At 64.6% G+C, this 24,962-nt stretch carries 25 protein-coding genes and 3 pseudogenes; 10 read left to right on the top strand and 18 right to left on the bottom strand.

What is annotated here, in order from left to right:
• Nucleotides 1-121: 121 nt before the first annotated feature.
• The 5 genes from JNK84_RS14505 to JNK84_RS14485 all read right to left on the bottom strand — a co-directional run bounded on the left by JNK84_RS14505 (nt 122) and on the right by JNK84_RS14485 (nt 4,716).
• The gene (locus JNK84_RS14505) at nt 122-1,024 is read right to left on the bottom strand and encodes a plasmid partitioning protein RepB C-terminal domain-containing protein (RefSeq protein WP_293425108.1); all 903 of its coding nucleotides are present in this window, start codon (nt 1,022-1,024) and stop codon (nt 122-124) included.
• Complete coding sequence (locus tag JNK84_RS14500; protein ID WP_293425107.1) at nt 1,021-1,914, bottom strand: plasmid partitioning protein RepB C-terminal domain-containing protein; 894 nt, start codon at nt 1,912-1,914, stop codon at nt 1,021-1,023. The genes JNK84_RS14505 and JNK84_RS14500 overlap by 4 nt, the downstream gene beginning before the upstream one ends.
• On the bottom strand, nt 1,911-3,479 hold the full coding sequence (locus JNK84_RS14495) for a recombinase family protein (RefSeq protein ID WP_293425106.1): 1,569 nt from the start codon (nt 3,477-3,479) through the stop codon (nt 1,911-1,913). Before JNK84_RS14495 ends, JNK84_RS14500 begins: the two co-directional genes overlap by 4 nt.
• 300 nt (nt 3,480-3,779) lie before the next feature.
• A complete protein-coding gene (locus JNK84_RS14490) occupies nt 3,780-4,010 on the bottom strand; it encodes a hypothetical protein (RefSeq protein ID WP_293425105.1) in 231 nt (76 codons plus the stop codon).
• Nucleotides 4,011-4,131: 121 nt separating this feature from the next.
• Complete coding sequence (locus JNK84_RS14485) at nt 4,132-4,716, bottom strand: hypothetical protein (RefSeq protein WP_293425104.1); 585 nt, start codon at nt 4,714-4,716, stop codon at nt 4,132-4,134.
• Nucleotides 4,717-4,800: 84 nt separating this feature from the next.
• Here JNK84_RS14485 and JNK84_RS14480 point away from each other — a divergent pair, with 84 nt between their 5' ends.
• Nucleotides 4,801-5,028, top strand: coding sequence for a helix-turn-helix domain-containing protein (locus JNK84_RS14480; RefSeq protein ID WP_293425103.1), 228 nt, complete (start codon nt 4,801-4,803; stop codon nt 5,026-5,028).
• 100 nt (nt 5,029-5,128) lie between these two features.
• Here JNK84_RS14480 and JNK84_RS14475 read toward each other — a convergent pair whose 3' ends face one another.
• The gene (locus tag JNK84_RS14475; RefSeq protein ID WP_293425221.1) at nt 5,129-5,545 is read right to left on the bottom strand and encodes a MucR family transcriptional regulator; all 417 of its coding nucleotides are present in this window, start codon (nt 5,543-5,545) and stop codon (nt 5,129-5,131) included.
• A 233-nt stretch (nt 5,546-5,778) separates the two neighbouring features.
• Between JNK84_RS14475 and JNK84_RS14470 the strand changes: the two are divergent.
• Nucleotides 5,779-5,961 (top strand): annotated as a pseudogene (locus JNK84_RS14470) (integrase core domain-containing protein); the annotation flags it as partial.
• 18 nt (nt 5,962-5,979) lie between these two features.
• Here JNK84_RS14470 and JNK84_RS14465 read toward each other — a convergent pair.
• A pseudogene (locus tag JNK84_RS14465) lies at nt 5,980-6,238 on the bottom strand (integrase core domain-containing protein); the annotation flags it as partial.
• An 8-nt stretch (nt 6,239-6,246) separates the two neighbouring features.
• Nucleotides 6,247-7,050: an IclR family transcriptional regulator gene (locus JNK84_RS14460; protein WP_293425102.1), complete on the bottom strand. Its 804-nt coding sequence runs from the start codon at nt 7,048-7,050 to the stop codon at nt 6,247-6,249.
• A 284-nt stretch (nt 7,051-7,334) separates the two neighbouring features.
• Here JNK84_RS14460 and JNK84_RS14455 point away from each other — a divergent pair, with 284 nt between their 5' ends.
• The 8 genes from JNK84_RS14455 to JNK84_RS14420 all read left to right on the top strand — a co-directional run bounded on the left by JNK84_RS14455 (nt 7,335) and on the right by JNK84_RS14420 (nt 14,773).
• Nucleotides 7,335-8,540, top strand: a complete 1,206-nt coding sequence (locus tag JNK84_RS14455; protein WP_293425101.1) for an ABC transporter substrate-binding protein — start codon at nt 7,335-7,337, stop codon at nt 8,538-8,540.
• Nucleotides 8,537-9,277: an SDR family NAD(P)-dependent oxidoreductase gene (locus JNK84_RS14450; RefSeq protein WP_293425100.1), complete on the top strand. Its 741-nt coding sequence runs from the start codon at nt 8,537-8,539 to the stop codon at nt 9,275-9,277. The genes JNK84_RS14455 and JNK84_RS14450 overlap by 4 nt, the downstream gene beginning before the upstream one ends.
• Nucleotides 9,278-9,385: 108 nt before the next feature.
• Nucleotides 9,386-10,144 carry an SDR family NAD(P)-dependent oxidoreductase gene (locus tag JNK84_RS14445; protein WP_293425099.1) on the top strand — a complete coding sequence of 253 codons (759 nt, stop codon included), beginning with the start codon at nt 9,386-9,388 and terminating at the stop codon, nt 10,142-10,144.
• A gap of 24 nt (nt 10,145-10,168) precedes the next feature.
• Nucleotides 10,169-10,924, top strand: coding sequence for an SDR family NAD(P)-dependent oxidoreductase (locus JNK84_RS14440; RefSeq protein ID WP_293425098.1), 756 nt, complete (start codon nt 10,169-10,171; stop codon nt 10,922-10,924).
• A 21-nt stretch (nt 10,925-10,945) separates the two neighbouring features.
• The gene (locus JNK84_RS14435) at nt 10,946-11,728 is read left to right on the top strand and encodes an SDR family NAD(P)-dependent oxidoreductase (protein ID WP_293425097.1); all 783 of its coding nucleotides are present in this window, start codon (nt 10,946-10,948) and stop codon (nt 11,726-11,728) included.
• A gap of 18 nt (nt 11,729-11,746) precedes the next feature.
• Complete coding sequence (locus JNK84_RS14430; RefSeq protein WP_293425096.1) at nt 11,747-12,508, top strand: SDR family NAD(P)-dependent oxidoreductase; 762 nt, start codon at nt 11,747-11,749, stop codon at nt 12,506-12,508.
• 57 nt (nt 12,509-12,565) lie between these two features.
• On the top strand, nt 12,566-12,862 hold the full coding sequence (locus JNK84_RS14425) for a Dabb family protein (RefSeq protein ID WP_293425095.1): 297 nt from the start codon (nt 12,566-12,568) through the stop codon (nt 12,860-12,862).
• 3 nt (nt 12,863-12,865) lie between these two features.
• Entirely contained in the window at nt 12,866-14,773 is a 1,908-nt protein-coding gene (locus JNK84_RS14420; RefSeq protein ID WP_293425094.1) for an AMP-binding protein, read from the top strand.
• Nucleotides 14,774-14,989: 216 nt separating this feature from the next.
• Here the strand turns inward: JNK84_RS14420 and JNK84_RS14415 are convergent, their stop codons facing one another.
• The 10 genes and pseudogenes from JNK84_RS14415 to JNK84_RS14370 form a co-directional block, all read right to left on the bottom strand.
• Nucleotides 14,990-16,120: a CaiB/BaiF CoA transferase family protein gene (locus tag JNK84_RS14415; RefSeq protein ID WP_293425093.1), complete on the bottom strand. Its 1,131-nt coding sequence runs from the start codon at nt 16,118-16,120 to the stop codon at nt 14,990-14,992.
• Nucleotides 16,121-16,136: 16 nt separating this feature from the next.
• Entirely contained in the window at nt 16,137-17,282 is a 1,146-nt protein-coding gene (locus tag JNK84_RS14410) for an acyl-CoA dehydrogenase family protein (protein ID WP_293425092.1), read from the bottom strand.
• 24 nt (nt 17,283-17,306) lie between these two features.
• Nucleotides 17,307-18,476, bottom strand: a complete 1,170-nt coding sequence (locus JNK84_RS14405) for an acyl-CoA dehydrogenase family protein (RefSeq protein WP_293425091.1) — start codon at nt 18,474-18,476, stop codon at nt 17,307-17,309.
• Between the two features lie 36 nt (nt 18,477-18,512).
• Nucleotides 18,513-19,343 (bottom strand): enoyl-CoA hydratase family protein, encoded by an 831-nt coding sequence (locus JNK84_RS14400; protein WP_293425090.1) that lies wholly within the window; start codon nt 19,341-19,343, stop codon nt 18,513-18,515.
• A 26-nt stretch (nt 19,344-19,369) separates the two neighbouring features.
• A complete protein-coding gene (locus JNK84_RS14395; RefSeq protein ID WP_293425089.1) occupies nt 19,370-20,116 on the bottom strand; it encodes an SDR family NAD(P)-dependent oxidoreductase in 747 nt (248 codons plus the stop codon).
• 4 nt (nt 20,117-20,120) lie between these two features.
• Nucleotides 20,121-20,846: an enoyl-CoA hydratase/isomerase family protein gene (locus JNK84_RS14390; RefSeq protein ID WP_293425088.1), complete on the bottom strand. Its 726-nt coding sequence runs from the start codon at nt 20,844-20,846 to the stop codon at nt 20,121-20,123.
• 172 nt (nt 20,847-21,018) lie between these two features.
• On the bottom strand, nt 21,019-21,780 hold the full coding sequence (locus JNK84_RS14385) for a TetR/AcrR family transcriptional regulator (protein ID WP_293425087.1): 762 nt from the start codon (nt 21,778-21,780) through the stop codon (nt 21,019-21,021).
• Nucleotides 21,781-21,958: 178 nt separating this feature from the next.
• Nucleotides 21,959-22,042: pseudogene (locus JNK84_RS23495) on the bottom strand (hypothetical protein); the annotation flags it as partial.
• Nucleotides 22,043-22,259: 217 nt separating this feature from the next.
• Nucleotides 22,260-23,270: an NADPH:quinone oxidoreductase family protein gene (locus JNK84_RS14375; protein WP_293425085.1), complete on the bottom strand. Its 1,011-nt coding sequence runs from the start codon at nt 23,268-23,270 to the stop codon at nt 22,260-22,262.
• Between the two features lie 28 nt (nt 23,271-23,298).
• The gene (locus JNK84_RS14370; RefSeq protein ID WP_293425084.1) at nt 23,299-24,930 is read right to left on the bottom strand and encodes an AMP-binding protein; all 1,632 of its coding nucleotides are present in this window, start codon (nt 24,928-24,930) and stop codon (nt 23,299-23,301) included.
• Between the last annotated feature and the right edge of the window lie 32 nt (nt 24,931-24,962).

The raw sequence follows: 24,962 nt of genomic DNA, 5'->3' as shown, positions 1-24,962 counted from the left end.
ACCCGCTGCCTGATTTGCCCTAGCCCGCCGATGGCGAGCCGCGGGCCCAAGCCAGAGGTGAGAATGAAATGCGGCGAGTCGGGATCAGTGAATACAAAATCTAGTGGCGCCGGCTCGTTCCTCATGCTGCTCGATCCACGAGCGAGTTCGCATCCGCTATGGCCTGAAACTCTTCAAGATACTCGGGGCGATTTTGGAGCAAGTAGCGGACAACACGTGGATTGCCCAGCAGCTTGACGAGATAGCCCTTCACCACGGTCAGTTGGAGGTGCTCCTTGCCATACGTGTCCTGGAGGTCGGCCATCGATTCCTGGAGGCGGGCTAGTTCCCTCTCCATCCGGGCCATGGCCTCGGGCGTTACGCCGTGGACTCTCTTCGGCTTCGTTTCGCTGACGAGTTCGTTCGCCGCCGTGCCGGCGAGAAGGGCCGTTGCGTATGCCACGGTGTAGTTGTTCGCGGCAATCATCAGCTCTGCTGCCTCGACCTGCCGCAGCGGCTTCATGCGCTTGAGGATCTCGAAGACCGCCATAGGGCACATCGTGTCCTTCAGGAGCGAGACAACCTCCTGGTAGATGCCGTCAAGCAGACGGGCTTTGCGCTGGACGCTGTGGACGTGGAGGCTCAGGGCGCGGGCGATCTTCTCGTCGGAGACGCCTCGAGCGATGGCCTTCAGGATCATCGAGTGCTCCTGAACGGCCGAGATGCGACTAATGCGCTTGTTGAAGGTGAAGGCCTCGTCGTCGGTCGAAACCAAACACTCGACTTCGAGCGTGCCGAGGTCCTTGAGAATTTCTATGCGGACGTGACCGTCAAGCAAAAGGAAGTTGTCCGGGTTGTCGGCAATTCTGGCAATGACGGGCGCCTCCACCAATCCGATCTCCATTATGGAAGCGCGAATCTGCAGGTACTTGTGGCTCGCTTTGACGGATGCTCTCGGTGGGCGGACCGGCAGGAGTGCTGCAATCGGCACCGTGAGGCAGTCGGTTTCGAAGGCAATTCGAGAGTGCGTCTGGATCTCGCTCATGCCGCTTCTCCCGCGATGCGCACCTCAAGGTCCCTGGGCATCGTGTCGAGCTTCTCGGCCCGGAGCAAAGTGACGAAGTTCTGGTCGGCCCGGAGCTTCTTGAGTGCCTCCACGACAAACAGGAGCCGAGTTTGCGTGACCTCGGCCTTCTTGACCAACAGCCGCTGTCGGCCCGCCTCCTGCTCGAAAATCCGGACGAAGGCCTCGGACGTCTTCGCTCGCGCCAGCTTCCTGCCGAACGAGGTGGCGGAAAGGTGCTTGCCCCGGCGCGTTCGCTGTTCGATTAGCCGCCGCATCTTGATCAGCTTTGGCCCCGTCAGCTTGCCCTGTATGTAGGCTTCAGCGAGCATCTGCTGAATTGTCTCATCGTCAGCTTTGGCAATCTCTATCGCAACCGAGATGGGGATCGTGCCCACGTCGACCGCCTCGACGAGGCGATGTTCCCCCTTCTCGATCAGCAGAGCCATCATGCCGACCCATTCGGAGGTCGTGCCGATCTTGTCCGCAATCTGCCGGTCGGTGTATCCGCGTTGGCGCAGCGTTGCGACGTCCTGAAGCAAGTCGATGGAGCGATGCTGCCGCCGGGCACAGTTCTCAACAAGGCTCATGACGAGGCACTCCTCCTCTGTCGCCTTGGTGACGATGGCCGGGATCTCCGTCTGGCCAAGCTCTCGAAATGCTTCGATCCGGCCCTGACCGCACGCAAGGCCGTAGGAGCGTTGGCCGTCCGGTCCAAGCATGGTATTAACTCGGATCGGGCGCTTCAGGCCGACCGTACGGATGCTCTCGACTACTTCCATGAACTTGCGCCGGTTGCGGACGCGCGGGTTGAGGACGATGATCCTGTCGATCGGGATCATCTGCACGCGTGTGTTCGTCGCTTGGGTCATGCCGCCTCCTCAAACTGAGCGCGCGCTGCCAGAGAGAACAGGAAGTCGAGTGTCTCGAAGCGATAACCGTCGAGGGACAGGCCGTTATTCTGCGCGAGGCGCAGGTTCGGCTCGGTCATGTCGAGGCGTGGGAGTAGGTAATAGTCCAGCGGAGAGACATTGCCGCGGTCCATTCGCACCGCGACCGTGATGTCAGGCGCCAACCCGGTATCCAGTCGTATGCGCCAGCGTGGCGAGCCAGCTTGCGTCTCTCCGCAGCGGGCAATGACGACAGAGGCTTTGAACTCACCATTGATGTCGAGCAAGCCGGTATCGAAATCAACGCTGACCTCACCACCGGCAGCTCGCAGACCATCAACAACCGCAGCGACGACGTCGGGATGGAGGGTTCGTATCCGTCGGTTGATCTCGATATAGCGATAGTCCCGTCGCGGGTTATAGCCGACGAGGTGATAGGCGCGCAGCAGGCTACCGAAGCGGTTGCGGTAAACGCTGCTCGACGGCATGTCGTCGCGCTCGTCGATAACGAGGCTGGAGAGCGAGCCCTGCGCGCGTAGAAGCGATCGCAGCAGATCGAGAAGATCAGTGTCGGATAGTTTCCGGCTGCGGTCCTCGACAATGCGGGCGGCGCGTTCGAAGACGTCAGTATCAACAAGGGCGGTGAAAGCACCGCGGGCACGGACCCACCGATCGGGCGTGTTCACGACACGCCTCATTTTCAGCTTGAAGGATACGCGGTTGAAGACGTTGTCGCCGATGTACTTCGGGTTAGTAAGAATCTCATGGACAGTTCCCCGTGTCCACGAACGTCCCAAGTCCGTGAGAAGGCCATCTCGATTCAGCCGAGCCGCGATCTCGGCTTCCTGGACACCCTGCTCGACAAAGAGCCGATAGATTCGTCGGACTGTCTCAACCTCTTCCGTTGGACCGAGAACAAGAATGACGCGGTCGGTCTGGAGGCTCTTGCGCTCGCCAAGCATGAGTTCGGCCTTCGGCTCGCCGTGCTCATCGACGAGAAGGCGGCGCAGTCCATAGCCTGCCATCCCACCCTGCCGAAACCCCTTCTCGACGAGGCGGCACTGGCCGGCGAAGACCTTCACGGAAAGCTCACGGCTATACTCGCCGGCCATGACGCGCTTCACGGTCTTCAGCAGGTTCGAACTTATGCTGCCGTCGTTCTCGAATTGCTCCGCGCAGTAGTGAACAACGATGTCAGCACGAGAGCACAGGAACTCCAAGTGAGCGCCCTGATCGGCGTTCTGGAAGCGTCCCCAACGACTAATATCATAGACGAGGATCGCACCGAAGTCGGGGCCGCGCTCGACATACGCGAGTAGTCGCTGAAACGCCTCGCGCCCTTCCAGGTTCAGCCCGCTCTTGCCAGCGTCTTCGTAGACCCGGACGATCTCAATGTCTCTGGCCTCGGCGAACGCCTTAATCGTGTCGAGCTGATTCTCCGTCGAGTAGCGCTGATGGTCAGTCGACATCCGCACGTAGGCGACGGCGCGAGTTGACCGGTCACCGGCAACCTTCAACTCGGGATGGCGTCTGTCACCTTTACTCACACGTTGACGCTCCAGTCTGTGCGTCGAAGCCAGCGTGAACGTCGAGCACTACAGCGCGGAGGTGAAGGAATGTCCTTTCCAGAATCGGGCAATGTCTTTCCAAGGGGACAGCCGCGAGCAGCCAGCTCGTTGTCCTTCGCAAAGTTGATCTCCACGGCTCTGCGCACGTCGCTCCGAGGACAGTCCTCTTCCATCAAGACTGTCGCCCAGTGGACCGGGGCGAATGAGCGGACTGTGAAGAACTGGTTCGCTGGCGAGCGAGCGCCATCCGGCGACCACTTCCTTGGTCTAGCCGCGAACTCACCCGCTGTCCTGGCCGCCTTCCTTGCCGCAATCCAACGAAACGACTGCCTGGTCATGGCCGACATCGAAGAGGCGCGGGCCAAGGTAGCTGCTGCGCTCGTGGCGCTGGATGCGGTGCGAGCTGTTCAATTGGAGCGGTAAAGGCTGCAAAAGCGCCATCAATTCTACGAGGGTGTGTCGTGCAGAGATCAGCTTCTGACCGCAGTCGATTTCGGCTCGGATCTTCAAGGGCGCATTGCACCTCACAGATTGTCAGGTGCAAGGGGCCGGCTTGGGCACACCTGAGACGCCGAATCAGGCCTACGGCGACTGGTCGCCTTCCCATTCTGATTTGATCAGCCCTTACTTCTTAACGGGTCGTGGTTCCGATTGCATCCCATTGCGATCGAAGGAAGTCCTCGCTGCCGAGCTTTTCCCAGCGCAGGTAGACGTTGCGCCACATGCCGTCGGTGGTCAGCATCCGCGAGCGGCAGGGCCAATCCGAGCCCGAGCTGTTCTGGAAGGGTTCGACCCGCAGCAACTGCACATGCCCGGCACGGGCGAAAGAAGACGTTGTAAAGGTCACTTTGAAGTGCTCGAGTGTATAGGCCGAGCTGCAAGACAAGTCCCGCTTCGCGAACAAGGCGCGCAAGCTAGGGTTGGTTGCATACGCATAGCCAAACCATCCTGCGAGGGCGCCCACGAGCGGTAGCCATACCGTCATACTCGGCCAGCCGCGGCCCTCCCTTGTGGGGCGACTCGCCGCGCGGAGCCCGCTCAGTGATGTTGCAAGCGACGCGAATTCCGAGACGTCGACCGAGATCCATTCCTTTGTCTCGTCGTTCTGGATAGCCGAGTACACCTTGAGCTTCTGGTCGATCAGCAGGCCCCGGATGGTCGCATCATCGACCGGCCCTCGAACCGCCTCACCCTCTCCGTAGTTCCACAGCGTCACGGCAGCATTCTCCGACGTCTATTGAGCGTCGAATGATACTTAAAAGCGGTCGCCTTAAAGGCGTCAAGACCCATCCTTTGAAGGGTGAAGAAGACCCACCCTGGACCGCTGCGCGACGTGCTCGCGAAGAACATTAGGAAGCTACGCGCTGCCCGCGAACTCTCGCAGGAGGCGCTCGCTGACGCTGCTGGACTGCATCGCACTTACCTCGGCGGCGTCGAGCGCTCCGAGCGCAATATCAGCATCGACAACATGGCCCGCATTGCGAAGTCGCTCGGCGTCGAGCCGTGGGAACTGCTGAAGGATAAGTGACGCGTTGTCTCACGGCGAAAGGTGCTGACGAGAGTTGCCCCAATTCCCCACATGCCAATTGACGATACCAGTGCCTGACACTGCAGGTCGGAAAGACTGACTATTTGCGCTTGGGTTTGGCCGGGCTCTGCGCCCGGCCAACGGCGATCACTGGCGCGCGTTTGCGGCCAAGGCCGAGCTTCTTGGCGAGCTGCGAGCGCGCTGCCGCATAATTAGGCGCGACCATCGGGTAATCGGAAGGCAAGCCCCACTTCTGGCGATACTCGTCCGGACTGAGGTCATGGTTCGTTCGCAGATGGCGCTTCAGCGACCGGAACTTCCGGCCATCCTCCAAGCTAATGATGTAGTCCGGCGTTACCGACTTCTTGACCGGTACAGCCGCCACAAGCGGTGGTGCGGCGGGTTCCGATTTGCCCGTACCTGCGAGCGCGGTATGAACGCTCGCGATGAGGTTTGGCAGATCGGAGGCTAGGACTTGGTTTCCGCTCACGAAAGAGGAGACGATGTCCGCGGTCAGGGTCGCAAGATCTGGCTGTTACAAATTCGTAGCCTTCGTCAAATGAACTCGATGCTCAAAGTCACAGTAGGATAGATCGTGGATCAGGCAAAGCTTAGCTATGTCTAAACGTCGGATTATAGAGAAGCAAGGTCGCCGCACTGCCTTGGTTGTTGGAGGACTGGAGTCCAGGGAGCGCCGTTCAGGCGAATTTTGTTGATTCCAAAGCCCGACGAGGAAGGCCAGCATGACCAAGCGGCGACCTCGACCTCTGGGCCTATGCCAACGATGTCATCTTGGACTTCTCCTGCCCCGGCAAAGCGCCCTACAATACGTTCAGCGGGGCCTTCAATCGGCAGTTCAAGGCTGAATGTCTGCACACCAAGTGGTTTCTGATGCTGGTCGATACTGCCAAAAAGTTGGTGGCTTGGCGCAGATGACCTGCCACTGATTTGTCATCCAGGGGCGGTTAGAGCCTCGGCTGATTTTGCGCGGGGTTGCGCCGTGGCGGTGAGATTGGCGGCATAGACCGCCGGCGGGATGTATCCGAGCGCCCGAGTGGGGGCGCCGGAGGTTATAGTCGTCTACCCAGGCGAAGATCCTGATCCGTGCATGGTCGAGCCCGAAGAACAGGCTCTCATTGAGCAGTTCGTCGCGCATGCGGTCGTTGAAGCTTTCGCAGAAGCCGTTTTGCATGGGATTGCCCGGCGCGATCGACCGGGTCAGGCCTGCGGCCCCCGCCTCGGGCGCGCCGAACGCGCCACCGCTTGGGTGCCGGCCGGCACATGGTGGGCGATCGCCGCGTCGATCTGGGCGGCAATCGCAATGATCTCGGCGCGCAGTACGGGCTCACCGATTGCGACGAGCTGGTGCTCGGGTACGGCAAAGACGATGCTGCCGAGAATCCGCCGATCCGGATCGAAGATCGGCGCCCCGATGCCGACCAGCCCCTCCACCACCTCGCCGCGGGTGACGCAGCTGCCTTCCTTGCGAATGCGAGCCATGGCCTGGCGAAACTCCTCCCAGTTGTCGCCAAGACCGGCCGCCCGGATCTCGTCGGCATGCCACAGCATCATGTTGCGGAGCTGGTAGGGCGTCAGGTGCGCCAGGATGAGCTTCGCCATGGCACCGTGGAACATCGGCATCTTGCGGCCGCGCTCATAAGCCGGCCGGACGCTGTGGTCGGGCCAGACGATCTCAGCGCACATGACCTTGTCGCCGTAATAGCTGCAGAGCAGCATATTGAGCCCAAGCCGGGCGCTGACGGCCTCCATGATCGGTCGCGCGCTCGTCGACAGCGGGTCTGTTTTCCGCACGAGACGATCCAACTCGATGATCTTCGAACCGAGCACGAAACTGCCGCCAGTGGCCGGCGCGATCAGCCCGGAGGCGGAGAGAACTTGGAGATATCTGTAGACAGTGGCCCGCGAGGCACCAGTCGCCGCGACCGCGTCGTCGAGCTGGAAATTCGACCTATCATCCTCGAAAAGCTCGAGAATCCGGAGCATCTTGGCGAGGCTGGTCATGGGCTTTCGGGGGAGCGACCGTGGAATGGGAGCGAGACCTCCCTCTGTGACAGAGCCGGGCTCGAATGTCATTTCATGATTTTTCTTGCGTTATGAGAATTATCAATCATCCTATGTCCAATTTTGGCTGAACTCGACGAGGGCCGGTGTCGGGGCTCTTGCCCCGTAGCCGACCCGAGCAGGTCACGGCCGGGGGCGCCGACGTCTCGATACGCAGGCATGACCGGTCCGCCGGCCTGCCGTCTGGGCGACGCCGCTGGGAAAAATGAGGGAACGAACGGCTCATGACATCGATTACCAGAAGGACATTCACCGCGGGTGCGGCCCTGGCGATGACGGCGCGCGGCGCCGCTGCGGCCGAGAAGGTCAAATTCGGCGTGCTCGCCGACATGGGCGGTCCGTTCGCCGACATTTCCGGCCGGGGCTCGGTCGAGGCGGCGCGCCTCGCGATCGAGGACATGGGCGGCAACATGTTCGGCTCACCGATCGAACTGGTGTTCGCCGACCACCAGCATAAGCCGGATATCGGCCTGAACCTTGCGCGCCAGTGGTACGATCTCGACGGCGTCGACGTGATCCTCGACGTGCCCAATTCGGCAATCGCGCTCGCGGTCAACAACCTGACCAAGGAAAAGAAGAAGCTCGCCATCTACGCCAATGCGGCGACTGATCGCCTTACGGAGGATTCGTGCAGCCCCTATGGCCTGCACTGGACTTTCGACACTTATTCGCAGACCCGCGGCGCGACCGGTGCGCTGATCAGCCAGGGCTATGACAGCTGGTTCCTGCTGGTCGCCGACTATGCCTATGGCCACAGCATGGAACAGGCCATGCGCGAGGCGGTGGTGGCCAATGGCGGCCGGATCGCCGGCAGCGTCCGTCACCCCCTGCAGACGCTAGATTTCGCGTCCTATCTGCTGCAGGCGCAGGGGTCCGGCGCCAAGATCGTGGCGCTCGCCTCCGGCGGCGACATCACCGTCAACGTGATCAAGCAGGGCCGCGAATTCGGCCTGCACCAGACCGGCCAGAAGCTGGCTAGCCTTCTGACCTTCATCACCGACGTTCATTCGCTCGGCCTGTCGACGATGCAAGGCCTGCAGTTCGTCGTACCGTTCTACTGGGACATGGACGACAAGACGCGCGCCTTCGCCAAACGCTTCTACGACCGGCTCGGCAAGATGCCATCAGAATCGCAGGCTGGCGTCTATTCCGGCGTGCTTCACTATCTCAAGGCGGTGCAGGCACTGGGCACCAAGGATCCCGACAAGGTGGTGGCGAAGATGCGCGCGACGCCTGTTGAGGACATGTTCGCGCGTAACGGCAAGCTCATGCCGAACGGTCGCATGGTCCACGACATGTATCTGGTCGAGGTGAAGAATCCGGCCGAATCCAAGCAGCCATGGGATTACTACAAGATGATCGCCACGATACCGGCAGACAAGGCTTTCCGACCTCTGACCGAGAGCGTCTGTCCGCTGGCGAAGCAATGACGTTGCTGAAGGATTGCCGGGCGATCGTCACCGGTGGCGGCCATCCTAGCGGGATCGGCCAGGCGACCGCCCGGCTGTTCGTCGAACAGGGTGCCGAGGTCGTGGTGTTCGACCGCGCCTTTCCGATTAGCGAACTGCCCGCCGGCCAGACCGCCCGTGTGCTCGATGTCGGCGACGCCGTCGCCTGCGGCCTGGCGGTCGATGAGGCGGCGCGCACGCTTGGCGGCATCGACATCGTCGTCAACAATGCAGGCATCGTCGCACCCACGCGTATTCCCGATATGACGGCCGAGGACTTCGCGCGGATGCTGGCGGTGAATGTCGTCGGCACCTTCAATGTGACGCGGGCGGCGCTACCGCACCTGAAGCAGAGCCGGCGCAATCCAGCGATCGTCAACCTCGGATCGATCGCCGCCCAGCGCGGCGGCGGCCTACTTGGCGGGTCGCATTATGCGGCGTCCAAGGGCGGCGTGATCAGCTTTACGAAGGCGACCGCGCGCGAATGCGGGCCGCTCGGCATTCGCGCCAATGCGGTGGCGCCCGGCATTATCGATACCGGCATGACGGAGGGCAAATATGACGGCAATCGTCGCCGCGCCATCAGCGAGACGATCCCGCTCGGCCGGTTCGGCACGGCCGAGGATGTGGCCCGAGTGATCCTGTTCCTAGCGAGTCCGCTCGCCGGATACCTGACTGGCACGGTCATCGACGTCAACGGCGGCTACCACATCCACTGATGCCAGGCTCGGCGCAAGAACAGCCGGGCGCGCCAGCAAGGGCAACTGACTCGCATCTATCGAACGTAAATTATCTCAAATAGTAGCAATTTTGCATGAGAAGACATCGTGCCAGCTCAAGCACCAGCGCTCTCGTCACGGCCCTATGACCTCACCGGCCAGCGCATTCTGTTGACCGGAGCTGCCGGCGGCATCGGCAGGGCCACCGCGAACCTACTCGCGAATCTCGGCGCCGAGCTCGTGCTCACTGACCGCGCCGCCGCGCCGGACCTTCTGGCGAGTCTTGCTGGGAACGGGCGTGTCCACAGCTTCGTCGCCTGCGACGTGACCTCGCCATCCGAGATCACGGCGCTCTGCGGCGGCGTAGGCGCCGTCGATGCGCTCATCCTGAATGCCGGCATCTTTCCGACCAGCCAGTGGACCGATGATCCGTGGGACGACGATTTCGACGCCGCCATGAGGATCAACGTTCGCGCCTCCGCCCACTTCGCCCGGGCGTTGTTACCGGCGATGAAGGCGCGCGGCACCGGCCGCATCGTGATGCTCGGCTCGGTCGCCGCCCATACTGGGGGCACCTATGCCCATTCGCCGCTGCACTACGCGGCGTCGAAGGGCGCGGTGCACACCATGGTGCGCTGGATGGCCCGCCGCGCCGCGCCGGAAGTGCTGGTCAACGGCATCGCGCCGGGCTCGACCGCTACCGCCATGGTGGCGACCGCTGATCCCTCGGCGCTGAAGGCGCTGCCGGTCCCCCGCTTCGGCCGCCCGGACGAAATCGCCTGGCCGATCGCCTTCCTCTGCTCGCCCGGCGCGAGCTTCATCTGCGGCACCACCATCGACGTCAATGGCGGCGCCTACATGCGCTGAAAGGCGACGAGGACACGGAACGATATGGCCAGACTGCAGGACAAGATCGCCCTCATCACCGGCGCGGGCGGCGGCATCGGCCGCGCCTCGGCCGAACTGTTCGCCCGAGAGGGTGCGAGCGTGATCATCGCGGAATTCGACCCGACAACCGGCGCGGCCGCCGGCGCCGCCATCAACGCGGCCGGCGGCAAGGCATTGTTCGTGCGGACCGACGTGACCGACGAGGCAAGTGTCAAAGCGGCGGTCGCGGCTGCCGTCGCGCATTTCGGCGGCCTCCACATCCTCTATAACAATGCTGGCGGTTCAACGTTGCAGGACGGGCCGCTGACGGAAGCACCGATCGACGAATTCTGGCGGGCGATCAAGCTCGACCTGCTCGGCACCTGGCTGACGAGCCGTTACGCTATCCCCGAGATTGCCCGCTCGGGTGGTGGCTCCGTGATTAATGCCTCGTCCATCGTCGCTCTGATGGGCTGGCCTGGTAAGGATGCCTACACCGCGTCAAAGGGCGCCATCTCCGCGCTGACCCGCTCGATGGCGGTGGAGTTCGCCGCTGACAAGGTCAGGGTCAATGCGATCGCGCCCTGTGTCACCCGCACGCCGCGGGTGCTGGCCCAGTTTGCCGAAAACGAGACCACCCGGAAGATCGCCGCCCGCCATCTCGTCGGCCTCGCCGAGCCCGACGATGTCGCGCGGGCGGCCCTGTTCCTCGCCTCCGATGAATCCATCCGCACGACCGGCCATATCCTGGCAGTCGACAGCGGCCTCACGATTTCCTGACAGCGTCGCGAAGAGAGTCGGATGAACACCGCCAGAACCCATGCTGACACATTCTCGCTCTCCGGCCGCGTTGCGCTGGTCACCGGCTCGGCCCGCGGAATTGGCTGGGGCATTGCCCGTGGCTTGGCCGAGGCTGGCGCGCATGTCGTGCTGAACGATCTCGATCCGGCGGCGCTGGAGACGAAGCTCGCCGAGCTGAAGGCGGCGGGGCTCAAGGGCTCCGCTCGGGCCTTCGACGTGACCGAAGAGGCCGCCGTCACGGCCGGTATCGACGCCGCCGCGGCGGCCGAGGGCCGGCTGGACATCCTCGTCAACAATGCAGGTATCCAGCGCCGCAAGCGTTTCGTTGAGTTCAGCTATGACGAGTGGCGCGCGATCATCAACACTCATCTCAACGGCTCGTTCCTATGCACCCGCGCGGCCATCCCGCACATGGAGAAGGCTGGCTATGGCCGGGTGATCATGCTTGGCTCGATCGCCGTGCAGTCGCCCAAGGCGCAAATCTCGGCCTACGCGGCGGCCAAGGGCGGCGTCACCTCGATGGTCAAGGCGCTGGCGATCGAGCTCGGGCCGCTCGGTATCACCTGCAACGCCATCGCTCCCGGCTACACAGCGACCGAGTTTACCAAGGTGCTTCACACCGATCCGGCGTTCACCGCCAAGCTGATGGAGCGGGTGCCTAGCGGCCGATGGGGCCAGCCGCACGATATCGCCCCGGCTGCAGTCTACCTCGCTTCACCCGGCGCCGCCTTCGTCAACGGGTCGGTGGTGACCGTCGATGGCGGCTATCTCGCCTTCGGCTGATCCAGAAGGACCCTTGCCATGTTGCCCACGACCCCAAGTTTCCGTCTCGACGGCAAGCAGGCGCTGGTGACCGGAGCCGGGCGTGGCATCGGCGTGGCGCTGGCCGCAGCTCTTGCCCAGGCGGGCGCCACGGTGACGCTGGCCGCCCGCACAGCCGGGGAAATCGAGGCGGCGGCCGCCGAGATCCGGGCGGCCGGCGGCAAGGCCGACACGCTGGTCATCGACATCACCGATCTCGCCGCTTTTCGGATGGCGATGGATGCTCGGGCTGCCTTCGATATCTTCGTCAACAATGCCGGCACCAACCGTCCGGACCCGTTTCTGGAGGTTGCCGAGGCCGATTTCGACGCGGTGATCAAACTCAATGTGCGCGCCGCCTTCTTCTCCGCCCAAGCGGTCGCCCGCCGCATGGCAACCGCCGGCGTGAATGGCTCGATCATCAACATTTCGTCGCAGGCGGGCCATACCGCGCTCGCCGCGCGCTCGACTTACACGACCAGCAAATTTGCTGTCGAAGGCATGACGAAGGCGATGGCGACCGACCTCGCTCCGCTCGGCATCCGGGTCAACAGCCTGTGCCCGACCTTCATTGAGACGGCGATGACCCGGCCGGCACTCGCCGATCCGGCGTTCCGCGCCTTCGTCACCACCAAGATCAAGCTCGGCCGCGTCGGCGCGGTCGAGGATCTGATGGGTGCGGTCGTGTTCTTGGCATCCGACGCCTCGGCTCTGATGACTGGATCGGCGCTGATCGTCGATGGCGGCTGGACCACCGGCTGATCGCTAGTGCAACCCCCACTCCCCCGCCGAAACCGACCATCCGAGGACCTGCCCGTCATGTTCCACCACATCGTCCTGATGAGCTTCAAGCCCGGCACGGGATCTGAGTTCTTCGCTAAGGCGCAGCATTACGTCGAGCGGGTGAAGGCCGAATGCGTCGATGTCGTTACCTATTTCCTAGCCGACAACATCGCCGCGCGTAGCGACGGACTGACCCACGGCATCGTCGGCGTCTTCACCTCCTCGGCCGCCCACGACACCTACCAGGTCTCGCCCGTGCACCAGGAGATGAAGGTCTTCATGGCGACGCGGATCGACCGCATCGTCGTCCTCGACACCGAGACCGGAGCTTGAACCATGGCGAACGCGCCCTTCCAGTTGCAGCTCTTCATGAACCGCTACGGCTTCGCGACTTACGAGCAGCTGATCGCGCGCGCGGACCATGATCCAGAATGGTTCTGGCCGGCCGTCATGGACTTTCACGGCCTCACCTTCTTCAAGCCGTTCGAGCGGGTGCTCGATACATCGAAGGGCGTGCAATGGCCTCAGTGGTGCATCGGCGGCACCACCAATATCGCCTACAACTGCATGGAGCGGACGCTGGCGCGGGGCCATGCGAAAAAGCAGGCTATCTTCTGGGAGGGCGAGGACGGTGAGACGCGGATCTGGACTTATGGCGAACTCGCGGCCCAGGCCGAGAGCGCGGCCGCGGGCCTGAAGACACTCGGGCTGAAGTCCGGTGACGTCGTCGGCATCTATATGCCGTTCTTGCCCGAGACCATCGCCGCCTTCCTCGCCATCACGCGCATCGGCGGCATCGCGCTGCCGATGTTCTCCGGCTTCGGCCCGCAGGCGGTGATCGAGCGGCTGAAGGATGCCGAGGCGAAGGCGGTGATCACCGTCGACGTCACCTACCGGCGCGGCCAGCCGATCGCCATGGCAGACGTGATCGACCAGGCGCGACCGGACGTTCCTACCCTTGCGCATGTCGTGGTGGTGGCGCGCCATCCTGGGCGCGAAGCCGGCAAGCGACTTTGGTGGCATGATCTCGTCGCCACGAAAGGCACCTGCCCGGCCGAGCCCATGCCGGCCGACGCGCCCTGCATGATCGTCTATACCTCGGGCACCACCGGCAAGCCGAAGGGCACGATCCACAGCCATTGCGGCTTCATGACCAAGGTGGCACTCGACTTCGGCATCATCCTCGACCTGACGCCGGCCGACCGTCTGCTCTGGATGAGCGACATGGGTTGGTTGACCGGCCCGATCCTTGCCGTCGCCGTGCCGTTGGTCGGTGCCAGCATGGTGCTGGCCGAGGGCACGCCCGATTTTCCCCATCCCGGCCGGCTCTGGCGCCTCGCCGAAACCCACAACGTCACCTTCCTCGGTGTCGCGCCCACCATGGTGCGCAACTTCATTCAGCAGCCGCCCGAGGTGATCGCCGGATTCGACTTCCCAAAGCTGCGCGTCACCGCCTCCACCGGCGAGCCGTGGACACCGGAGGCCTGGACCTGGTTTCTCGCCCATGTCTGCAAGGGCCGCGCGCCGATCCTCAATTATTCCGGCGGCACGGAAATCGGCGGTGGTATCGTCGCCGGCACCATGCTTGCCTGCGACATGCCGTCCGGCGCGTTCACGGGGCCGATCCCCGGCATGGGCGCGGCGGTGGTCGACGAGACGGGCAATCCGCTGCCACGCGGCCAGGTCGGTGAGCTCGCGCTGACCGTCCCCTCGATCGGCCTTACGCGCGGCCTCTGGCGCGCACCGGAGCGGTTCATCGAGGCCTATTGGGACAAGGTTCCGGATATGTGGATCCACGGCGACTTCGCTTCCGTCGATGCCGACGGCTACTGGTATGTCCATGGCCGGTCGGACGACACGATCAAGATCGCCGGCAAGCGCACTGGCCCCTCGGAGATTGAGGCCCTGTTGCTCGGCACCGGCAAGGTTGGTGAGGCCGCCGTGATCGGCGTGCCCGACCCGATCAAGGGGTCGGCGGTCATCTGCGTCTGCGTGCCCGCACGTGGCGTCACCGGGACGCCGGAGCTGGCGGACGAGTTGAAGAAGGCGGTGGTTGCCGGCCTCGGCGCCTCGTTCCGGCCGAAGGCGGTGACCTTCGTCGAGGCCGTGCCGAAGACGCGGTCGATGAAGATCATGCGCCGCGTCGTGCGCTCGATCTGGCTCGGCGAGCCGGTCGGCGACCTCTCCGGCCTCGTCAATCCGGAGGCTGTGGACGGGCTGAAGGCGATGGTGGCGAAACTCTAGAGTTTCGCTAGACAGGGAGGACGCGGATGGCCGCACGAGGCCTACCATGATCGGGGGAGGGGTTCGGTTGAAGGTCAGCCCGACGCCGGTCTCTGACCGCCAGCGGCGCGCCCTCTCCCGACGTCATCCCCGGCCGACGCTACGCCGAGGGTGACCGATGCATTGCTTGGCTGGTGGTGCGCGGGCTGCGCCCCACTTCCGATGTCATGCCCGTCCTTACTTGCCCGGCCAGCCGACCCGCCTTCCGGCTTCGTCGAGCGCCGGGGCGTCGCGCGTCGCGGCCGGGTCACGTAGATCCCTATCAAGCGGCACGGGCAGCGCGGGCATGGTGGCATCGCCCGCCGTCACGGCGCGCGCGAACAGGCCGCGTCCAACGAAGGCGGGATCGGAGGCGGCTTCCTTCAGCGTCGCGACCACGGAAACACAAGCATCGGCGGTGCCGAAGATCGCTTGCCATTCGGCCGCGGCGCGCCCGGCAATGAGCCGGCTTACTTTTGCCTTCACGACCTCGGCTGCGAGGCTGTCGTCACGCTCGTCCTCAGCCAAACCGATCTTCTCGCAGAACACCTGCCAGAATCGCTCCTCCAGCGGAGCGGCGGCGAGGAAACGCCCATCCGCGGTGCGGTAGATCTGGTAGCGCGGCGAGCCGCCGGTGATGAGTTCGCGGCCAGGCTTCGGCCAGGCGCCGGCATAGCCGGCGGCCAGTCCCCAATAGGCGAAGGCGAACAGATTGTCGGCCATGGCGATGTCGAGATGGCAACCCTTGCCGCTGCGCTCCCGTCCCTGCAGGGCCATCAGGATGTTGATCACGGCGGGATAGGCGCCGCCGCCGATGTCGGCGGCCAGCACCTGCGGCAAGACCGGCGCGCCATCGACACCGCGCGTCAGGCCGAGGAGGCCGGCTTCCGCGAGGTAGTTGAGGTCGTGACCGGCCCTGGCGACCCGGGGGCCGGACTGACCGTAGCCCGAGATCGAGCAATAGACGAGGCGCGGATTGAGGTTCGCAAAATCCTCATAAGCGAGCCCGACGCGCGCCATGACGCCGGGGCGGAACTGCTCGATCAGCACGTCGGCTTCGGCCGCAAGCGCCATCACATGGGCGAGGTCACCGGCGTCCTTCAAGTCGGCGACGAGGCTGGTCTTGCCTCGGTTGAGCAGGGCGAAATTGCCGCTGGACGCGCCGAGGGGCGGGAAATAGCCGCGCATCTCGTCGCCGGTGCCGGGGCGCTCGACCTTGATCACCTCGGCGCCAGCTTCGACGAGCAGCAAGCTCGCCAGCGGGCCGGGCAGCAGGTTGGAGAAGTCGAGTACCTTCAGGCCGCGCAGCGGCGGCAGCGGCGCGGGCATGATGACCTCCGGCGGATCAGGCGGCGTTGCGCTTCTGCATCTCGCGCAGGATCACGAGGTGCTGGATGTCGTTGGTGCCCTCGTAAATGCGCGTCACGCGGGCGTCGCGATAGAAGCGCTCAACTGGGAAGTCGGCGAGATATCCGTAGCCGCCCATCGTCTGGATCGCCTCCGAGCAGACCCATTCGGCGGCGTCGGAGGCGACGAGCTTGGCCATGCAGGCTTCCATCAGGCACGGTTGGCCGGCATCGGCGAGGGACGCCGCGTGCAGCACCATCTGGCGCGCGGCCTCCACGCGCGTCGCCATGGCGGCGAGCCGGAAACCGACGACCTGATGCTCGATGATCGGCTTGCCGAAAACCACGCGGTCGCGGGCATAGTCGAGCGCCGCATCGTGGGCCGCGCGGCCGATGCCGACCGCCTGCGCCGCGATGCCGATGCGCCCGCCCTGCAGGTTGGACAGCGCAATGCGGTAGCCCTCACCCTCGGCGCCGAGTCGGTTTTCAACCGAAACACACAGGTCGTTCAGCGCGATCTGGCAGGTGTCGGAGGAATGCTGGCCGAGCTTCTCCTCCTTGCGCACCACCACATAGCCGGGCGCCGGCAGCGGCACGATGAAAGCGGAAATGCCCTTTGTGCCGTTCTGCGGGCCGGTGCGGGCGAAGATCAGCGCGACATCGGCATTGCTGCCGGTGGTGATGAACTGCTTGGTACCGTTCAGCACGTAATGATCGCCGTCGCGCACGGCGCGGGTGGTGAGCGCGCCGGCGTCCGAGCCGCCATGGGCCTCGGTCAGCAGGAAGGCCGAGATCATGCGCCCTTCGGCCATCGGCTTGAGGAACCGTTCTTTCTGATCGTCGTTGCCGAAATTGGCGATCGGCATGCAGCCGACTGAATTGTGCCCGCTCATAACGGTGGAGGTGCCGGCATCGCCGGCCGCGATCTCCTCGAGCGCCAGCGCGGTCGACACGTAGTCTGCGCCGACGCCACCCCACTCGACCGGCACGTTCATGCCCATCAGCCCGAGGCGGCCCATCTCACGGATTTCCGCCATCGGGAAATGGCTTTCGCGATCCCACAGGGCGGCCTTGGGCGCCAGCTGCGCGCGCGCGAACTGGCGCGCCATGTCGCGGATCATCGTCTGCTGTTCGGTGAGGATCATGGCGTTCGTCCCGGCGGATGTTATCTAGTTCTGAAATTTTGCGAGGTGCGCGCGGGCGATGACGATCTTCTGGACCTCGGTCGCGCCCTCGTAGATGCGCAGCGCGCGGATATCGCGATAGAGCTCCTCGACTTTCTCGCCCTTCTTCACGCCGAGGCCACCGAACACCTGGATGGCTCGGTCGATCACCCTCTGGGCGCTTTCAGTCGCCACCATCTTGGCGATGGCCGCTTCCTTCGTGATGCGCTCGCGGCCCTGATCCTTCTCCCAGGCGGCCCGGAAAATGAGCAGGGCCGAGGCCTCCAGTTCCGCCACGCTGTCGGCGAGTGAGGCCTGCGTCAGCTGGAGGTCGGCGAGCGAGGCGCCGAACATCTGGCGTGAAACCGCGCGCCGGCTCGCCTCGGCGAGCGCGCGGTTGCCCATGCCGAGCGCCGCGGCGGCGACGGTGGAGCGGAACACGTCGAGTGTCGCCATGGCGATGGCGAAGCCCTGACCGGGGCGGCCGAGCAGCGCAGCCTCCGGCACGACACAATTCTTGAAGTCGAGGGTCGCCAGCGGATGCGGGGCGATGACGTCAATGCGCTCCTTCACCGTCAAGCCGGACGTTGCCGCTGGGACGATGAAGGCGGAGATGCCGCGCGCGCCCGGTGCCTCGCCGGCGCGGGCGAAGACCACGTAGCGGTCGGCGATGCCGCCGTTGGAGATCCAGGTCTTGGTGCCGTCAAGCCGCCAGCCGCCAGCGACCTTCGTCGCGGTCGTGGAGAGGGCCGCGACGTCCGACCCCGCATCGGGTTCGGAGAGCGCGAAGGCCGCGATCGCCGTGCCGTCGCGCACCGAGGGGCAGGCCGCGGCCTTCTGCGCGGGCGTACCGAACAGCGAGATCGGCCCGGTGCCGAGGCCCTGCATGGCGAAGGCGAAGTCGGCGAGGCCGTCGACATAGCCGAGCGTCGCGCGGGCGATGCAGAGCGTGCTCACGTCGAGGGCAGGACGAAGGCCGCCCTGATCGCCGGGCACGCAAGCCTTCAGAAAGCCCGCCTCACCGAGCGCCGTCACCAGCCGGCGGCAGGAACCGTCGACATCGTGGTGATCGACGAGGGCCGGCACCGTTGCTTCGGCCCAGGCGCCCAGTCGGCCAGCGAAAGCGCGATGCTCGTCGTCGAACAACGGTAGCGCGAGGAAATCAGCGGAGAGCATTGGCGCCCTCCTCGGCTCGACCGGGCGACTGCATGATCAATTGCCCTCGAAGACCGGCTTCTGCTTGGCGACGAAGGCGTTGTAGGCGCGCCCGTAATCCTTGGTCTGCATGCAGATCGCCTGCGCCTGAGCTTCGGCCTCGATGGCGCTGTCGATGTCCATCGACCATTCCTGATGCAGGCAAGTCTTGGTCATGCCGTGGGCGAAGGTCGGGCCGTCGGCGAGTTCCTTGGCCAGCTTCTGCGCCTCGGCCAGCACGTCGTCGGGCGAGACGACCCGATTGAAGAAGCCCCACTTGTCAGCCTCCTCAGCCGACATTGAACGGCCGGTATAGAGCAGCTCGGAGGCGCGACCCTGGCCGATAATGCGCGGCAGGATCGCACAGGCGCCCATGTCGGCGCCGGCGAGGCCGACCCGCACGAACAGGAAGGCGGTCTTGGCGCGGGGGGTGCCGATGCGCATGTCGGAGGCCATGGCGACGATGGCGCCGGCGCCTGCGCAGATGCCATCTACCGCCGCGATGATCGGCTGCGGGCAATGGCGCATGGCTTTCACGAGATCGCCGGTCATGCGCGTGAACGCGAGCAGGCCCGGCATGTCTCCGGCTTCCTGCATGCGGACCAGCGGCCCGATGATCTCGTGGACGTCGCCGCCCGAACAGAAATTGCCGCCCGCACCGGTGACTACCACGGTCTTCACGTCGCTCGCATGGACTAGCTCCAGGAACAGGTCACGCAACTCGGCATAGCTTTCGAAGGTTAGCGGATTCTTCCGCTCGGGTCGGTTCAGTGTGACGGTGCCGACTTTGCCGGCGACCTCCCACTTGAAATGGGTCGCCTTGTAATCTGTGGCTTTGAAAGTCTGCACGGGAATGTCCTCTTGTCGATGATCGATCAGGCCATGGTCAGGCCACCGGAGATGCTGAGCGTCTGGCCGGTGATGTAATCGGATTTGTCGCTGGCGAAAAACAGGATCGCATTGGCCACGTCTTCCGGTTTGCCAAAGCGGCGGAACGGAATCGCTCGCTTGAAGGCCTCCAGGTGGTTCTCCGGCAAAGCCATCAGCATGGGCGTCTCGGTCGGACCGGGGCAGATGCAGTTCACGTTGATCGAATAGCGCGCCATCTCGCGGGCGAGGCCCTTCGAGAAGCTGATCAAGCCGCCCTTGGCGCCGGAATAGACCGTCTCGCCGGACGAGCCGACGCGGCCGGCATCGCTGGCGACATTGACGATCTTGCCGGAGCGGCGGGCGATCATCGGGTCGATGAGGGCGCGGATCAGCTTGATCGGCCCCATCAGGTTGATGTCGACGACGCGCTCCCAGAACGCTGCGTCGTTTTCGACGAAGGGCTGGCCCTTGCCCCAGCCGGCGCCGTTGACCAGCACATGGACCTCGCCGCGACCCAGCACGGCGCGGGCGAAGGCCGCGATCGATTCGTCGGACGCCACGTCGACATGCACGAAGGTGGCCTTCAGCCCGGCCTTGCGCATCGCCTCAGCCTGCACCTCGCCCCTGTCGGTCGACAGATCGGCCAGCACGACGTCGGCGCCGGCATGGCCGAGCATCGCGGCGGCCGCCAGTCCAATGCCCGATGCCGCCCCCGTGACGACGACGGTCTTGCCTTCGAGCCTCATGGTCATGTCCTCATCGGTCCAAAAAGGCGGCGATCCGCCCGCGGGTGTCGCCGGTATTGAGAAGCTTATGGGTTTCAAGCAGCTCGATCAGCATGCCGGCGCTGAGTTCGGCGTCGGCCGCACTGAAGCAGCGCTTGCAGGCGGCGAGCGCCTTCGGCGACATGGTGGCGACTCGCTCGGCGAGCGCGCGCGCGAACGCTTCGAGTTCGTCTGCCGGCACCGCCCACTGGACCAGGCCGAGGCGGAGCGCCTGCGCTCCACTGATCACCTCGGCGGTGAGAATCATGCGCCGGGCGACGCCCGGGCCGCAGAGCCTTGACATGCGCTGCGTGCCGCCGGCTCCCGGCAGCAGGCCGAGGCGCGTCTCCGGCAGGCCGAGCGGCGCACCCTCTGCCGCCACCCTGAGATCGCAGGCGAGCGCCAGCTCGAAGCCGCCACCGTGAGCCGCGCCGCCGATCTCTGCGATCACCACCTGAGATGCGGCCTCTATCCGGTCGTAGAGTCGCTGCATCCGCCTGACCGTCTCGACCATCGCGTCGGGACCGTCCTCGGTCGCGAAGCAGTCGCGCATCAGCTTGAGGTCGGCGCCGGCCGAGAAGGTGCGCTGCGACGAGCGCACCAGCAGGACGGTCACGTCGGAACAGTGCTCGAGCTCATCGAGCACAGCCTCGAAGCCGTTGATCCATTCGCGGTTGATTGCGTTGACCGGCGCCCGCTCCATCGTGAGCGCGAGCACCGAGCCTCTGGTCTCTGTCTTGAACATGCGTTCACCGAATGAATGATCATTCATTCGGAATATGGGAACCGGCTTTACCCGTCAAGTCGCCGAACGGCGCATGGCGGCAATTGCCTTGGCGGACCAGTGCATCCGCCTTTCAGCGCGGCCGCGATGACCGGCGCTTAACGGCTCAGACCTGATCGTCCGGCTTCGCCTTCCTCGCGGTCTTGCTTGCCTTGCCGCTTGCCTTGGCCACCCTGACGCGGTGGACGGCGAGAAACTGGCCGTACTGGATCAGCCCCTTCGGGGTCGCCATCGCATGGACAAAGAAATCAAAACCCTGCTCGATATAGCCCTCGATCGTGGTGATCTGGCTGAGCCGCCAATATTTCAGCGCCCAGGTATGGGCATAGAGCACCAGCTGATAGGTGACGAGATCGACATTGATCTCGCGAAACACGCCGGCGGCGACACAGTCGCGCAGCCGCTGCGCGATGAACTCGTTGGTCTCCAGTTCCAGCTGCTTGATCAGCTCGCGCTGTTCGCGCGGCAGCGACTTGGTCGAGCGATAGGCTAGCACGGCCGCGCTGCGCCGATGATCGATAATCCGGCAGAAGGTCGCCAGCGACGACCATAGCGCCTCCAATGGATCGCTGATGGCGGTGACCGAGAGCGGAATCTCCTGCTTGTAGGATTCCAGCACGCTCATCAGCGACAGCAGCAGGACGTCTTCCTTAGTCTGCGCATATTGGTAGATCAGACCGATGCTGACACCCGCCTTGCGCGCGATGTCCTGGATGGTCGTGCGGTAATAGCCCTGGTCGGAGAACAGCTCGACCGCCGCCGCGACGATCTGCTCGCGCCGGCGCATGACCAGTTTCTCGTCGGTAACCTGGCTCTTGACGACCGTCTGATCGAATGCCCTGGTCGAGGGAGGCAGAGGCTTCGTCATCGTCTTCCGATCCGATTGGGCGCGATCGTCCCCCCGGGGGCGGGGGGAACAACGCCTCATCACGCTGGATAAACCGGGCGCAGCCGTTTCCAAAGCCCACTTGCCGTAAGCAACAGCCTTTTCCGCAATACAACTCACCGGTGACGAAGACGACCGAACGGGTCGCCCGCGCGGAGCATTTGATCAGATCGCCCGGCTGGGCGCCGTCGACGAAATCGCACGTGAGGCTAACGGTGACCACCATGCCGCCGATCGCCTGCATGACGGTGGGGCTCAGCGTCTGGTCGGCAAGCGCCGTCAGCACGCCGTCATGGATGGCGCCGCGAATGTTGCTGTGCGCCTCGCCGACCCTGAAGGCGAAACCGGAGCCGCGCGCCCGCCTGTAGAGCGGTCCGAAGAGCCGATCGAATTTTCCGTCTAATGCCGGGGCCGGTTCGTAGCCTTCGGGAATGTCGGGCGGGGGAACCCTGGTCATGGCTTCATTCCGAGGGCCCACTGCCGCCTTCGGTGACCAGCACGATCTTGCCGAGAGCCTTGCGCGTGATGATCAGGTCCATGGCCTCGGCGATCCTGCCGATTGGTAGCACCGCGCAGATCGGCGGATCGATCCGGCCCTGGGCGACCATGTCGAACAGCTCGGCCTGCACCTCTCGTACCCGATCCGGCATCCGCTGGAGATAGTCGCTCCAGTGAATACCTGTCACGGCGATGTGTTTCACTAGAATGTAGTTGGCCTGCGCGCTGGGGATCTCGCCGCCGGAAAAGCCGACGACTACCAGTCGACCGTCCCAGGCAAGCGCCCGCAGACATGCCTCGAAGCCGGGGCCGCCGACATTCTCGATCACCACGTCGGCGCCGTGGCCGCCGGTTGCCGCGTGAACCTGGGCGCGCACGCTGTGGCGCAGGTTCTCGCCGCCCATATCGATCACGGCATCGGCGCCCTGGCCCAGAACGAAGTCCCGCTTGTTCGGCGTACCGATGCCGGCCAGCACCCGGCAGCCTGCTGCCTTTGCGAGCTGCATGGCGGAGACGCCGATGCCGCCGCCGGCGCCAGTCACCAGCACGGTCTCGCCGGCCTTCAGCCGGCCACGGTCGAACAGGGCGAACCAGGCGGTCTGGTAGGTCAGGCCAATGGCCGCTGCCCTTACCATCGAGAGCTCGTCGGGCAGCGGGTAGCAATGATCCGCCGATATCCTGACAGTCTCGGCGAAGGCGCCGTTTTCCAGCTGGCCGACCACGCGCTCGCCGGCACGAAAGCGCGTGACGGACGCGCCGACGGACGCGACTGTCCCGGCGAATTCCTTGCCCGGCACGAAGGGCAGTGGCGGCAGCGTCTGGTACTTGCCGGCCGCGACCAGCACGTCGGGAAAATTGAGGCCGACTGCATGGACATCGACGGTCACCTCGCCCGCCACGGGCTGCGGTTCCGGCCAGTCGCGGAACGCCAGTTCCTCCGGCGATCCGAAGCGCTCGACCACCACAGCTTTCACAGCGTCCTCCTTGCGGCTCGCGCCTCGCTCACTCGCCCGGCTTCATCGTCTTGGCCATCTCGCGCAGTCGGAACTTCTGGATCTTGCCGCTGGCGGTGCGCGGCAATTCGTCCAGGATTTCCAGCCGTTCGGGGAGATAATTCTTGGTAATGTCCAGGCTCGACAGGAAGGCCGTGACGTCGCCAAGCGTCACCTCAGTGCCCGGCTTGGTGGTGATGAAGGCGCAGGCGCGCTCGCCGAGGCGATCGTCCGGCATGGCGACAATGGCGACGTCATTGATGTCGGGGTGCTTGTAGACGAGGCCCTCGATCTCCACGACCGGAATGTTCTCGCCGCCGCGAATGATGATGTCCTTGGCGCGGCCGGTGATGCGGACATAGCCCTCCGAGTCGATCCGCGCGAGGTCGCCAGTGTCGAACCAGCCCTCGGCGTCGACGGCATTGAAATCCGGGCGCTTCAGATAGCCGACGAAATTACTGCTGCCACGAACCTGCAGGCGCCCCTCCTCGCCGGCAGCGAGCGGCCGGTCGGCGGGATCGACGACGCGCACTTCCATGCCGGGCAGGGGGCAGCCATCGGTCTCGAAGGCCTTTTCCGGCGGATCTTCCGGCTTGGTGACGGTCACCGCGCCATTCTCGGTCATGCCCCATCCCGATGCGATCGTCGCACCCATGTGGTCGGTGGCGCGGCGCACCAGAACGCGCGGAATCGGCGCGCCGGCCGACAAGAACACCCGGAGCGACCGGAAGGCTTCGGGTCTCGCCTCGGCCTCGTCTGTGAGGTCGGCGAGGAAAGGGGTCGAGGCCATGGTGAAGCTCGGCCGCTCAGCCGCGAACAGGTCGGCGGCAACCTTGCGATTCCAGATGTCCTGCAGCACTACATGGCAGCCGAGGACGATCGGCATCATCAGGCCGTACATGAAGCCGGTCTGGTGGGCAAGCGGGGATGCCATGAACACGATGTCCCGGCCCGACAGGTGAAGCCGCTCGATATAGGGGCCGAGATTGCTGATCTGGGTGTTCGACGTGTGCATCACACCCTTCGGCTCGCCGGTCGTCCCGGAGGTATAGAGCACCTGGATGATGTCGTCCGGTTTCGGCCGTCGAGCGGCGAACAGCGCCTCTGCCGCCTTCCCATCAACCGGCTGGTCGTGCAGGCGCTCGAACGCCGCCTCATCCTCGCCGCCTATCACCAGCGCGTGGTCGAGATGCGGCAGCGCGTCGCGCATGCCCGCGATCATCGCGCCATGGTCGAAATCGCGGAACCGCCGCGGCGTTACGATCACCTTAGAGCGGGCGTGGTTGAGCATGAATTCCAGCTCGCGCCGCCGCAGGATCGGCATGATCGGATTGGTGATCGCGCCGATGCGCAGACAGGCGAGATGCAGCGCCACGAACTGCCACCAGTTCGGCAGTTGGTAGGAGACGATGTCGCCGGGGGCGATGCCGAGGCCGGCGAGATTGAAGGCGATGCGCGTCACGCGCTCGCCGAGCTCGCCATAGGTCAGCCGCGTCTGGCTGCCGGTCATGGCGTCATGTGCGACGATGGCAAGCGCTTGAGGGCCGTCCTTTAGTCGAAGGTCGAAATCGTCGAGCAAAGTCCGGTTCTTCCAGAACCTGGCCTTGACCATGGCGTCGCGGCGCGCGGCAAACCCGTCCATATGCATCGTCCACTCCCTCGGGCGGTCCGTCT

This window comes from Phreatobacter sp. (genome assembly GCF_016793595.1).
Taxonomy (GTDB): Bacteria; Pseudomonadota; Alphaproteobacteria; order Rhizobiales; family Phreatobacteraceae; genus Phreatobacter.
This window is presented reverse-complemented; position numbering and strand designations above follow the sequence as displayed.

What these genes read in the sequence shown, in the direction of transcription:
- JNK84_RS14370 (WP_293425084.1), bottom strand. Translation starts at nt 24,930, where the DNA reads ATGGACGGGTTTGCCGCGCGCCGCGACGCCATGGTCAAGGCCAGGTTC.
- JNK84_RS14500 (WP_293425107.1), bottom strand. Translation starts at nt 1,914, where the DNA reads ATGACCCAAGCGACGAACACACGCGTGCAGATGATCCCGATCGACAGG.
- JNK84_RS14415 (WP_293425093.1), bottom strand. Translation starts at nt 16,120, where the DNA reads ATGCCCGCGCCGCTGCCGCCGCTGCGCGGCCTGAAGGTACTCGACTTC.
- JNK84_RS14440 (WP_293425098.1), top strand. Translation starts at nt 10,169, where the DNA reads ATGGCCAGACTGCAGGACAAGATCGCCCTCATCACCGGCGCGGGCGGC.
- JNK84_RS14405 (WP_293425091.1), bottom strand. Translation starts at nt 18,476, where the DNA reads ATGCTCTCCGCTGATTTCCTCGCGCTACCGTTGTTCGACGACGAGCAT.
- JNK84_RS14435 (WP_293425097.1), top strand. Translation starts at nt 10,946, where the DNA reads ATGAACACCGCCAGAACCCATGCTGACACATTCTCGCTCTCCGGCCGC.
- JNK84_RS14460 (WP_293425102.1), bottom strand. Translation starts at nt 7,050, where the DNA reads ATGACCAGCCTCGCCAAGATGCTCCGGATTCTCGAGCTTTTCGAGGAT.
- JNK84_RS14455 (WP_293425101.1), top strand. Translation starts at nt 7,335, where the DNA reads ATGACATCGATTACCAGAAGGACATTCACCGCGGGTGCGGCCCTGGCG.
- JNK84_RS14425 (WP_293425095.1), top strand. Translation starts at nt 12,566, where the DNA reads ATGTTCCACCACATCGTCCTGATGAGCTTCAAGCCCGGCACGGGATCT.
- JNK84_RS14420 (WP_293425094.1), top strand. Translation starts at nt 12,866, where the DNA reads ATGGCGAACGCGCCCTTCCAGTTGCAGCTCTTCATGAACCGCTACGGC.
- JNK84_RS14505 (WP_293425108.1), bottom strand. Translation starts at nt 1,024, where the DNA reads ATGAGCGAGATCCAGACGCACTCTCGAATTGCCTTCGAAACCGACTGC.
- JNK84_RS14450 (WP_293425100.1), top strand. Translation starts at nt 8,537, where the DNA reads ATGACGTTGCTGAAGGATTGCCGGGCGATCGTCACCGGTGGCGGCCAT.
- JNK84_RS14385 (WP_293425087.1), bottom strand. Translation starts at nt 21,780, where the DNA reads ATGACGAAGCCTCTGCCTCCCTCGACCAGGGCATTCGATCAGACGGTC.
- JNK84_RS14430 (WP_293425096.1), top strand. Translation starts at nt 11,747, where the DNA reads ATGTTGCCCACGACCCCAAGTTTCCGTCTCGACGGCAAGCAGGCGCTG.
- JNK84_RS14410 (WP_293425092.1), bottom strand. Translation starts at nt 17,282, where the DNA reads ATGATCCTCACCGAACAGCAGACGATGATCCGCGACATGGCGCGCCAG.
- JNK84_RS14395 (WP_293425089.1), bottom strand. Translation starts at nt 20,116, where the DNA reads ATGACCATGAGGCTCGAAGGCAAGACCGTCGTCGTCACGGGGGCGGCA.